The sequence below is a fragment of the Paenibacillus tuaregi genome (genome assembly GCF_900086655.1).
Classification (GTDB): domain Bacteria; phylum Bacillota; class Bacilli; order Paenibacillales; family Paenibacillaceae; genus Fontibacillus; species Fontibacillus tuaregi.
Genome location: NZ_LT575476.1, coordinates 5,587,954 through 5,599,364 on the forward strand (window position 1 = coordinate 5,587,954; position 11,411 = coordinate 5,599,364).

At 51.2% G+C, this 11,411-nt stretch carries 9 protein-coding genes; all 9 read left to right on the forward strand.

Annotation, left to right across the window (positions count from 1 at the left end; all coding sequences use genetic code 11):
- The first annotated feature begins 118 nt into the window (after positions 1 to 118).
- Complete coding sequence (gene glmU, locus BN6628_RS25235; RefSeq protein WP_068621709.1) at positions 119 to 1,516, forward strand: bifunctional UDP-N-acetylglucosamine diphosphorylase/glucosamine-1-phosphate N-acetyltransferase GlmU; 1,398 nt, start codon at positions 119 to 121, stop codon at positions 1,514 to 1,516.
- Between the two features lie 210 nt (positions 1,517 to 1,726).
- Positions 1,727 to 2,680: a ribose-phosphate diphosphokinase gene (locus tag BN6628_RS25240; RefSeq protein WP_068621711.1), complete on the forward strand. Its 954-nt coding sequence runs from the start codon at positions 1,727 to 1,729 to the stop codon at positions 2,678 to 2,680.
- 128 nt (positions 2,681 to 2,808) lie between these two features.
- A complete protein-coding gene (locus BN6628_RS26260) occupies positions 2,809 to 2,967 on the forward strand; it encodes a hypothetical protein (RefSeq protein WP_157692518.1) in 159 nt (52 codons plus the stop codon).
- Positions 2,968 to 3,190: 223 nt separating this feature from the next.
- Positions 3,191 to 3,751 (forward strand): aminoacyl-tRNA hydrolase, encoded by a 561-nt coding sequence (gene pth, locus BN6628_RS25250; protein WP_068621715.1) that lies wholly within the window; start codon positions 3,191 to 3,193, stop codon positions 3,749 to 3,751.
- 86 nt (positions 3,752 to 3,837) lie between these two features.
- On the forward strand, positions 3,838 to 4,068 hold the full coding sequence (locus tag BN6628_RS25845; protein ID WP_082927057.1) for an anti-sigma-F factor Fin: 231 nt from the start codon (positions 3,838 to 3,840) through the stop codon (positions 4,066 to 4,068).
- A gap of 138 nt (positions 4,069 to 4,206) precedes the next feature.
- Positions 4,207 to 7,731, forward strand: coding sequence for a transcription-repair coupling factor (mfd, locus tag BN6628_RS25255; protein WP_068621717.1), 3,525 nt, complete (start codon positions 4,207 to 4,209; stop codon positions 7,729 to 7,731).
- Complete coding sequence (locus BN6628_RS25260) at positions 7,718 to 8,833, forward strand: peptidylprolyl isomerase (protein ID WP_068621719.1); 1,116 nt, start codon at positions 7,718 to 7,720, stop codon at positions 8,831 to 8,833. The genes mfd and BN6628_RS25260 overlap by 14 nt, the downstream gene beginning before the upstream one ends.
- 216 nt (positions 8,834 to 9,049) lie before the next feature.
- Positions 9,050 to 9,592: a stage V sporulation protein T gene (gene spoVT, locus BN6628_RS25265; protein WP_068621721.1), complete on the forward strand. Its 543-nt coding sequence runs from the start codon at positions 9,050 to 9,052 to the stop codon at positions 9,590 to 9,592.
- 226 nt (positions 9,593 to 9,818) lie between these two features.
- On the forward strand, positions 9,819 to 11,411 hold a 1,593-nt coding region (locus BN6628_RS25270), incomplete at its 3' end, for a polysaccharide biosynthesis protein (RefSeq protein ID WP_082927058.1).

Sequence of the window (11,411 nt, forward strand, 5' to 3'; positions counted from 1 at the left end):
GAGTTATGTCTTAACTTATTGGGGTTCAAGAAAAGAGAGCCATGTACTTGGCTCTCTTTTCTTTTTGCGCAGAATAAGATATATTCAGTAATGAGTTCAAGAGAGGGAGGCCGGGGCCTTGAAAAGATTAGCAATTGTTCTTGCTGCAGGACAGGGAAAACGCATGAAGTCGAAACTTTATAAAGTGCTGCACCCCGTATGCGGCAAACCGATGGTCGGACATGTTCTTGACACCGTGAAAAAAGTCAATTGTGAACGCAGTATCGTGGTCGTAGGTCATGGTGCTGAAGCCGTCCAGTCTTATCTTGGAACATCAGCTGAATATGTACTCCAGGAGCAGCAGCTGGGTACAGGCCATGCCGTGAAGATGGCCAAAGATCTGCTGGGTAATGAAGAGGGAGTGACTATCGTCATTTGTGGCGATACACCGCTCGTGACCTCAGAGACATTGGAAGAGCTGATGAAGCTTCATCAAAGCAAAGGCGCAGCCGCTACGATTCTTTCGGCAGTAATGGACAACCCTACGGGGTATGGACGTATTATCCGCGGGGAAGATGGAGCCGTAACACAGATCGTGGAACAGAAGGACTGTACGCCAGAGCAGGATGCGGTAAAGGAAATTAACACAGGCACTTATTGTTTTGATAATGCAAAATTGTTTGCGGCCTTGGATAAGGTAACAAATCAGAACGCGCAGCAGGAATATTATTTAACGGATGTTATTGGGATTCTGGTCGGGGAAGGCGAGGTTGTTAGCGCTTTCGTAACCGACGATATATCTGAATCGATCGGGGTTAATGACCGTGTCGCTCTATCCGAAGCGGAAAGATATATGCGTCAGCGTATCATCAAGAAGCATATGCTGAATGGAGTTACCATCATTGATCCAAGTTCAACTTACATCGGTGCAGATGCGGTTATTGGTTCAGACACTGTAATTTATCCGGGAACTATGATTTCAGGAAATACAATAATCGGAGAACAATGTGAAATAGGACCTTCTACAGAGATTACAGACAGCCGTCTGCTGGATGGGGTTACTGTTAAACATTCCGTACTCCATCAGGCGGAAGCCGGCAATGGAACAACCGTCGGGCCTTTCGCTTATTTGCGTCCGGGAACAAAACTTGGCCAGAAGGTCAAGGTTGGCGATTTTGTGGAAATCAAGAACGCTTCACTGGATGACGGCTCTAAAGTATCTCACCTGAGTTACATTGGTGATGCCAAAGTCGGGAAGAATGTAAATATCGGCTGTGGCGCGATTACGGTCAATTATGATGGATATAATAAGTCAATTACCGAAATTGAGGATGATGCCTTCATCGGCAGTAACGTCAACCTGATTGCACCGGTTAAGGTGGGTAAAGGGGCTTATGTCGTGGCAGGCTCCACGATCACCCATTCGGTATCTGATAATGACCTCGCGATTGCAAGGCAGCGGCAGGAGAATAAATCCGGTTATGCGGAGAAAATCCGGGCTCGCGCCCAAGCGAAAAAGCAAAGAGAGCAGGATTAAGCGGCTCTTAACCATACTCATACGGAATGAACAGGAGACGGCGCTGCGGGAGGTTCCTGCGCAGTCCACCTTTAGGAGCCTCCCTAAGATCATTCGCTCTACTTAAGCAAATAATGCGTCCGTTTAGTTCAATCCGTATGGATTGAACTAAAGTCTGGTCATGGATATGTTCTTTAGTTCAATCAATTCAGCACGGAGGGTTTTAATTTTATGACTTATTGTGATTCCAAACTAAAGATTTTCACCTGTAACTCCAATCCTAAGCTTGCCCACCAAATTGCGGACTACATCGGCATTCCGATGGGGGATTCGGAGACAACAAGCTTTAGTGACGGAGAAATTCAAGTGAAGCTGTCGGAAAGTGTCCGCGGCTCCCATGTGTACGTGGTCCAATCCACATGCGGACCGGTCAATGATAACCTGATGGAGCTGCTGGTTATGGTTGATGCGCTTAAACGGGCTTCCGCTAAGAGCATCAACGTGGTTATCCCTTATTACGGATATGCCCGGCAGGACCGTAAAGCCCGTTCCCGTGACCCGATTACGGCGAAGCTGGTAGCCAATCTGATTGAGAAAGCGGGCGCTCACCGCGTGATTACGATGGACCTTCATGCCATGCAGATTCAAGGTTTCTTCGATATCCCGGTTGACCATATGCTGGGCGTACCTATTCTGGCCCAGTATTTCCGGTCCAAACAGATTGAGAACCCGGTCGTTGTGTCCCCGGACCACGGCGGTGTGGTCAGAGCTCGCAAGCTGGCTGACTTCTTGAATGCCCCGCTCGCAATCATCGACAAACGCCGTCCTGAGCCGAACGTTAGTGAGGTCATGAATATTATCGGGAATATTGAAGGCAAGACCGCTATTCTTGTCGATGATATTATTGATACGGCGGGAACTATTGTACTTGGCGCCAACGCCCTCAAAGAAGGCGGCGTGAAGGAAGTATATGCCTGCTGCACCCACCCGGTTCTCTCTGGACCGGCCATGGAACGGCTGGAGAACTCTCCGCTGAAGGAAGTCATTGTAACGGATACGATTCCGATTACGCATCCTAACCCAACTAGCAAGCTTAAGGTTCTATCTGTAGCTCCGCTTATGGGGGAAGCGATTATCCGGGTTCATGAGGAATTATCGATCAGTAAGTTGTTTGAAATTGAGTAAAGTGTAGGCTTGAATAGTGTGGAATGAGCCGGCAGCTTGACCGGTAATCATGCAGAGGGGTTACCTTTCCCATTCAGGAGAGGTAACCCCTATCGGCGTATGCATGGTGGATACGGGGGGAATCCCCGGTGGGCCAGTTAGTAACCGGGCCGGGAAATGAAAATGTAGGACTTTCTCCTGTACAACGTGTCACCCACCAAGACGGCATGTTTATCGTAGTCCTTGATCCAGCCTATATCCACATGGATGCCCTGGCGGTAGATCTGAACCGGAATGGCATGCTCTAAATGGTCTTGGAAGTGGGAGTCCTGAGTAAGTTCTGAGCCAAAAGCATGCAAGGGTGTCTCACCTTCTAACAATGAAATGGTTAGTGGCTGTTAGTGGATATGGATATTAGTGATAGTGACTCATGACATTTATTTTAATCAAAAATCAGCCAAATGAGAACGATTACTTTTAGCAAACCGTTCAAATCTTTTATTTTATATAGGAAAAGGGGATTTACAGGTTATGAAATGGATTGTGGGGCTCGGGAACCCGGGCTCAAACTATGAAAAGACCAGACATAACATAGGGTTCATGGCGTTGGACGCTCTGGCCTCAAGGCACGGAATATCCATTAAGACCAGCAAGTGCAAGGCGCTGATTGGAGAAGGGAATATTCAAGGAACGAAGGTTGCTCTGATCAAACCTATGACCTATATGAATCTCTCAGGAGAATCCGTCCGTGCTTTTATGGATTATTACAAGGCGCCTTTGGAAGACCTGATTGTAGTCTATGACGACCTGGACACAGAGATCGGCCGCAACCGTCTTCGCTATCAAGGCAGTGCGGGGGGGCATAACGGGATTAAATCAATTATCCAGCATACGGGAACCCAGGTGTTCAACCGGATTCGGATGGGGATATCCCGCCCGCAGCCAGGGTTCCCCATTGTGGACTACGTGCTCTCCCCCTTTCCCAAGAAAGAGGCGGAGCTGCTTAAGCAGTCCATTGAAGAAGCGGCGGATGCGATTGAATTTGCGCTGACCCACACGTTTGAACAGACTATGGCGAAGTTTAACAAGTAAATATAGGCTCTAGGGCGGCATAAGAGGCTAAACTTGCGCGGTCCGGGACATACTGAAGGTATAATTCACCTTCTGGAGGCATAACTATGGCAGTAAACTATGTATGCCGGCATTGCCGGACGTTTGTGGGACGAATCGACTCTGCTCATGTGTCCGAATCGAGGCTGGGCTTCGATTTCTTGACCCCTGATGAGCGTAGAGATATAATAGCCTATGATTCTAATGGGGAAATGACCGTCAGAATTACCTGTGATTATTGCAGGCAAGCATTAGAGAATCATCCGGAGTTAACGCTTCTCTCAAGTCCGCTTCAATAAGCGGAAAGTAATTTCGGTGGTTCTACCGAAGACGTATTGTAGAGCCTTGGCACGAATGCTGAGGCTTATTTCTGGTTATTTTAGGGCTTTGCTGCCTTTAGGCGGCAAAGTTCAGTAAGCATAAGAGAGGTGCAACTCTTGTTACAAGCACTTATTGAAGCATTTTCAAAAGAACCTGATTTCGAATCACTAAGTTCCGGGGTCAACGCAGGTATGAAGGAACAGCTGATCTCTGGCTTGTCGGGTTCCTCCAGACAGGTAATGCTGGCAGCTCTGCATGAACAGATTCAGCGTCCCCTCCTGGTGGTGACCCACAATATGTTCTCGGCCCAGAAGATTGCCGAGGACCTTCAGGAGGCGCTATCGCCTGAGCAGGTTCTTCTCTATCCTGCAAATGAGCTCGTGGCTGCTGAATCAGCGGTATCCAGCCCCGAGACGCTGGCTCAAAGAATAGAAGTACTGCTTAGCTGCTCGCAGGGTTTCCGCGGGATTGTTGTTGTACCCTTTTCCGGGGTTCGCAGATATGTACCGATTCCCGAGGTGCTCGCTAACGCCGAGCTTAAAATTGATCTGGGAGGCACGCTTCAGCTGGATGAATTCCTGACCCGGATGATAGAACTCGGTTACGAGCGTGTCCAGCGTGTGGAGAACCGGGGGGAGATGAGCGTTCGCGGGGGGATTATTGATATTTATCCGCTAACCTCGAAGCTTGCCTACCGGATTGAGCTGTTTGATGAGGATATCGACTCCATTCGCACTTTTGATCCGGTGGATCAGCGCTCTGTCGATCAGGTTAAGAGTGTGTCCATCCCTCCCTGCAAGGAGCTTATAGCGTCCGCAGACCGACTGGACAAGGCCGCAGAAGTATTGAACGCCAAGCTGGAAGAGCAGCTGGAGAAGATGACGGACCGTCAGGCCAAGGCGAAGCTCCGGGAGGAAATATCCCGTGAGATTGAGCTGCTGCGCGAGCATGTAAATTTTTCAGAAATCTATAAATATATTTCTCTTATTTATCCGGAGAATCAAACCTTGTATGACTATATGCCAAAGGATACTCTCCTGATTATGGACGAACCGTCTCGTCTTCTGGAGACAGGCAAGCAGCTTGAGCGTGACGAGGCGGAGTGGAACCTTCATTTGGTACAAAACGGGAAGAGTCTGCCGGTTCTGCCCTTGTCCACTGAAAGCGATAAGGTGATCTATGAACGCCCGTTCCAGACCTTGTTCTTATCGCTATTTCTCCGCCAGGTACCGCATATCCAGCCTCAGAACATTCTGAATTTCACCAGCCGGGCTATGCAGGACTTCCACGGGCAGATGAATGTGCTCAAATCGGAGATGGAACGCTGGAAGAAGAGTGGGGCCCGGGTACTGATGCTGGCCAGCAATGAGGAGCGGATCGAGCGCATGCGTCGGGTTCTGCAGGACTACAGTATTGAAGAACCGACCATTCTTCAAGGCAACCTGCAGACCGGATTCGAACTCCCGGCTATCCACCTTGTGGTTATTACGGAAGGGGAGATGTTCTCCCAGAAGCAGCGTAAGGCGCGCAAGGTTGGACGCAGCATGGATAATGCGGAGCGCATCAAAAGTTATACCGAGCTGAAGATTGGGGATTACGTTGTTCATCAGAACCACGGAATCGGCAAATATATTGGCATCGGCACCCTGGAAGTGGGTGGTATCCATAAGGACTACATGCACATTCTGTACGCCGGGGGCGACAAGCTGTCTGTGCCAATTGATCAGATTGACCTGATCCAGAAATATGTGGGTTCAGAAGATAAAGAGCCGAAGGTCTATAAGCTGGGCGGCAACGAATGGACGAGGGTTAAGAACAAGGTCCGCTCCTCCGTTCAGGATATTGCGGACGAGCTGATTAAGCTGTATGCGGATCGGCAGGCTTCCCCGGGCTACGGCTTCGAGAAGGACACACCTGAGCAGCAGGAATTTGAGGCTATGTTCCCATATGATGAGACCCGTGACCAGATCCGGGCGATTGAGGAAATTAAGAAGGACATGGAGCGGAATCGTCCGATGGACCGTCTGCTGTGTGGAGATGTGGGCTACGGGAAGACCGAGGTGGCGATCCGGGCCGCATTCAAATGTGCGATTGAAGGCAAACAGGTCGCTGTGCTGGTGCCGACGACCATTTTGGCTCAGCAGCACTATGAGACTTTCCGCGAGCGGTTCTCAGGCTACCCGATTAACATTCAGGTGCTCAGCCGGTTCCGCAGCCGGAAAGAACAGAATGAGACAACCAAAGGCATCCGCCAAGGAACCGTGGATATTGTCATTGGAACCCACCGCCTGTTATCCCAGGACCTCGTATTCAAGGATCTGGGTCTGCTTATTGTGGACGAAGAACAGCGCTTTGGGGTGACCCATAAAGAGAAGCTGAAGCGGCTGAAAGTCAATGTCGATGTTCTTACCCTGACGGCAACTCCAATTCCGCGGACACTCCATATGTCCATGCTGGGCGTACGGGATCTGTCGGTTATCGAGACACCGCCGGAGAACCGGTTCCCTGTTCAGACTTATGTGGTTGAACACAGCCAGGCACTGGTCCGCGAGGCGATTGAACGTGAATTGGCACGCGGGGGACAGGTTTACTACCTGTACAACCGGGTTCAGGGCATACAGGAGATGGCTGCGCAAATTTCTATGCTTGTTCCGGGTGCTAAGGTTGGCATAGGCCATGGACAAATGTCCGAGCAGGAGCTGGAGAAGACGATTCTTGACTTCCTGGATGGGGAATACGATGTTCTGGTGAGTACGAGTATAATCGAGACAGGCGTGGACATTCCGAATGTAAACACCCTTATCGTGCATGATGCGGACAAGATGGGTCTATCCCAGCTGTACCAGCTGCGCGGACGCGTAGGCCGCTCCAACCGCATTGCTTACGCCTACTTCACCTATCAGCGTGACAAGTCGTTGACGGAGGTGGCTGAGAAGCGGCTGCAATCGATCAAGGAGTTCACAGAGCTTGGATCAGGCTTCAAGATCGCTATGCGTGACTTATCCATCCGTGGAGCGGGGAATCTGCTTGGGGCTGAACAGCACGGATTTATCGCTTCTGTCGGCTTTGACCTGTACTCGCAGATGCTGGCTGAGGAGATTCAGAAGCGCAAGGTGACGATGCTTGGAGAGGAAGCACCAGAGGATACGCATTTTAATACGGTAATTGATTTGAGTATTGATGCCTATTTACCACCAGAATATATTTATGATAGTATTCAAAAAATTGAAATCTATAAAAAAGCAGCAGCCGTTTCTTCCCTGGAAGAGGTATCAGAGCTGGCTGACGAGCTGCTTGACCGGTTCGGGGAACCGCCGGAGGCGGTAGAGAATCTCCTGGCAGCAGCCCGGCTGAAAATTTATGCCAAGCAGTATGGCATCGAGTCGATTACGCGGCGCGGGGACGAGGTTCTGCTCAAGTTCCATGAGGGCCAGGAGAAGGCCGTTATTCCTGCAAAATTAGCCGAGGTTGGAAATCAGTACGGAAGACGTGTACAATTTAACCAAGGAACGGCAATTCAAATCCAGATTAAAATTAAAGGTTTGAGTGACAAGGAGATGATGGACCTGCTTGAGCAGATCATGGAATCCCTTAAAGGCGCATTCAAATCGAAGGGAGAACTACAAGATGCTGCGAAGTAATAGCCGATCATGGAAAACACTGCTGGTAGCTTTAATAGCAGTGCTAACCTTTTCCATACTGGCAGGATGCACGAAGAAGTCCGATGAGACAGGGGCGGGCAATACGAAAACTACCACTGAGACCAAGAAAGATACAAGTAAAGTTGTTGCCACCTATGAGGGCGGTGAGATTACAGCAAATGAATTTGACTTGGAGCAGCGCATTATGCTGCTGATGTCTCCAGAGATGGAACAGCTTGCTCAAATGGACGAGTTCCGGGATTACCTCATCAAGCAGGAGATTGCTTATGCTTATTTAAGCGGCAAAGCGGATGACAAGTCCAAGCAGGAAGGTGAGAAGAAGGCGACGGATCAGCTTGCCCAGATGAAGAAACAGTTGGGGAACGAGCAGTTCAAGAAAATGCTCGACAGCAAAAAGGTATCCGAAGCGGATTTCAAAGCTTACATGGTCAAAGTCTTCACTGTGATTCAAAGCGAGACGTCCAAAGTGACCGAAGACGAAGTGAAAAAGGAATTTGAGGCCAAGAAGGGTGACTTCACGGTAGCTTCTGTGCGTCATATTCTGATCCAGTTTACCGATTCGAAGGGCAAGGAACGCAAGAAAGAGGATGCGCTTAAGCTGGCCAAGGAAATTAAAGCCAAGATTGATAAGGGCGCAGACTTCGCCGAAATGGCCAAGCAGTATACTGAGGATGGAGCTTCGAAGGCTGACGGCGGACTTTATAAAGACAAAGAAGTATCCGAATGGGTTCCACAATTCAAGGAGAAGGCGCAGACCTTGCCATTGAATAAAGTGAGTGATCCGGTGGAGACCGATTATGGCTACCACATCATGCGTGTGGAAGCCCGCACCGAGAAAACTTACACAGATCTGACCCAGGCCCAGAAGGATTCCTTGAAATCCAGCGTGGCTTCTTCCAAACTGGATGAGTTCATGCAGAACGGCCTGAACAAGATCATCAAGAAAATCGATCTTCCCAAGGTCGAGACCAAAACCGGCACGAAGACCGATTCCTCCAAGAGCGGTACAACCACTCCGGACGACAAGTCTAAGCAAGGCGGAACTGGAACTGGGGAAGGAACCTCCGGCACAGGTAAATAAAAGAAGCCAGGTTGGCATGAGAGGCAGCGCGGAAGCTCGCGCTGCTTTTTGTCCCCATGATGGTGCGAAAGTGAAACGATAAGGTTAATGTATAAGGAAATGGGAGCAGCCTAATACTATGGTCAAGAACAAATAATATGGATTGAACCCATCTCCATTTATAAAAATGCATCAGTAGTTCAATTAACTTCTTTAGAAAGCGGGGCAACATGTGAAATGAAAGCTACTGGAATTGTACGTCGTATTGATGATTTGGGCCGAGTGGTTATACCTAAGGAGATCCGCCGCACATTGCGTATTCGGGAAGGAGATCCGCTCGAGATTTTTGTTGATCGTGACGGTGAGGTTATCCTGAAGAAGTATTCCCCGATTGGGGAGCTTGGCGACTTTGCCAAGGAATACGCCGAATCGTTGTATGAGAGTACAGGCCATATCACCCTGATCTCGGATCGGGACACCATCATTGCTGTAGCAGGGGCTTCCAAGAAAGAGTATTTGGATAAGCAGGTCAGCAACCTGCTGGAGAACTGCATGGATAACCGTAAAATCATTATTGAAGCGAATACCGGGACCTATGAACTTATTAAAGATCATGCGGAAACGATTTCGACTTTCGTTATTGCACCTATTATCGCGGGCGGTGACCCGATCGGTTCAGTTACCTTGGTAAATAAGGATGAATCGGTTAAGATGTCCCAGCTTGAGTCCAAAATGGCCGAGACCGCTGCCGGTTTTCTTGGCAAGCAAATGGAGCAGTAAACTTAAAGTACAAAAAAACTCCCCACGCCCTAACCTGCTTGCAAAGTAAGCGGGTTAAGGATCAGGCCCCATTCTTTAATATCAGGGGTCTTGTTCCAAGGCAGAGGGAGTTTTTTTGCGTGTTCATTTCCCCTTACGGCAAGATGAGATTATAATGGATAAAGCTGTTATTAGGACAATGAATGAAGGTAATAAAGGCCTGGTTCATGGTAAAGTGGGGAAATGCATGAAAGAGACTTCCGCAGCCGGCAGGCTGCTTAAGGGAGCGGCACTGCTTGCGGCCGCTGCGCTGTTGACCAAGCTGCTTGGCACACTACAAAAGATCCCCTTGCAGAATATTGGGGGAGACGGGGTATTCGGTATCTACAATACGGTGTACCCGTTCTATACATTGCTGTTAACCCTTGCGACCGCGGGATTTCCTACCGCGGTCTCCAAATTTGTGGCCGAGCGCGAAGCAGCAGGCAACCGTGCTGGCTCAGCCGAGGTTCTGAGACTGTCGGCGGTGGTGATGCTGAGCCTCGGCTTGGCTGGAGGCTTAGCGATGTATCTGGGGGCGCCGCTGCTGGCGGGCGCCATCGGCAACCAGCAGCTCGTGCCCGCACTGCGGAGCGCTGCGCCGGCACTGTTCTTCGTGCCGGCCTCGGCAGCCCTTCGCGGTTATTTCCAGGGGCTGCAGAATATGCTGCCCACAGCCGTATCCCAGGTTGTGGAGCAGGCTATCCGCGTAGCGGTGATGATTGTGCTGCTGCTGACCTTTACCGCATCCGGCGCTCCTGACAGCACAGTTGCATCAGGAGCGATGATTGGCTCGGCAGCAGGCGGCTGCGCAGGGCTGCTCGTGATGCTCCTGTTCTGGAGCAGGCACCGCCGGAGCGAACAAGGTGTCAGGTTGCTTGAGCCTGACCGGGATCGACTCAAGCGGCGGCTGAAGGATGACCCTGCGGCGGGGCAGAACGGAACAGCAGCGGGAGAAGGGTCTGCTGCTGTTATAAGCGGCTCACCGGAGGGCGGAACTACCGCTGGTCCTGTTGTGAGCCCGCAGCCGGATCAGGGGACGGGTCAAGGCAGGCTGCTGAGGCAGCTGCTTGCCTATGCTATACCGATCTGTCTGGCAGCTCTGGCTGTACCCTTGATCAGTCTGGTGGATACGTTCACCCTTCCGCGTTTGCTTCGTCAAGGAGGATGGGATGAGACGGGGGCTATGGTGCAGGTGGGCGTTTATAACCGGGGAATTCCTCTAGTCCAGCTTGTCACGATGCTGGCGACCTCCTTGTCCGTGCTGTTCATTCCTGCCCTGGCCGAGCTTAAATACCGGGGAGACGAGGAGCAGATCCGGCACCAGACCCGGCTTGCGCTGCGTTGGTTCTGGCTGATCGGCCTGGCCGCCTCGGCAGGGCTTGCTGCTTTGGCTGAGCCGATTAACATCATGCTCTATAAGGATACTTCCGGCACGGCGGCGATGCAGTGGATCGCCTTGACCGCGGCGCCGAGCACGATGGTCACCATCACCGCCGCGCTGCTTCAGGGGCTTGGCTCGGTCCGCGCTCCAGCCCTGTATCTGACAGGCGCTGCGCTGCTCAAGACCGTGCTCAACCTGCTGCTGGTGCCGCAGCTTGACATCACCGGGGCCGCCGCTGCCGGCGTGGCGGCCTACAGCCTCGCAGCCGCGCTCAGCCTCGCGCGGCTGCGCAAGGCCAACGCGCTGCGGCTTCGCCCCGCAGATGCGCTTGGCAAGCCAGCGCTGCTGATCGCTGCGCTGGTGCTGCCGGTGCTCGCGCTGCGCCTGCTCGCGGATGCCGCCGGCCTGGGGCCGGGA

Bases quoted from the DNA above. Each gene is read 5' to 3' on its own strand.
- BN6628_RS25240 (WP_068621711.1), top strand. From the start codon at position 1,727: ATGACTTATTGTGATTCCAAACTAAAGATTTTCACCTGTAACTCCAAT.
- pth (WP_068621715.1), top strand. From the start codon at position 3,191: ATGAAATGGATTGTGGGGCTCGGGAACCCGGGCTCAAACTATGAAAAG.
- BN6628_RS25845 (WP_082927057.1), top strand. From the start codon at position 3,838: ATGGCAGTAAACTATGTATGCCGGCATTGCCGGACGTTTGTGGGACGA.
- BN6628_RS25260 (WP_068621719.1), top strand. From the start codon at position 7,718: ATGCTGCGAAGTAATAGCCGATCATGGAAAACACTGCTGGTAGCTTTA.
- spoVT (WP_068621721.1), top strand. From the start codon at position 9,050: ATGAAAGCTACTGGAATTGTACGTCGTATTGATGATTTGGGCCGAGTG.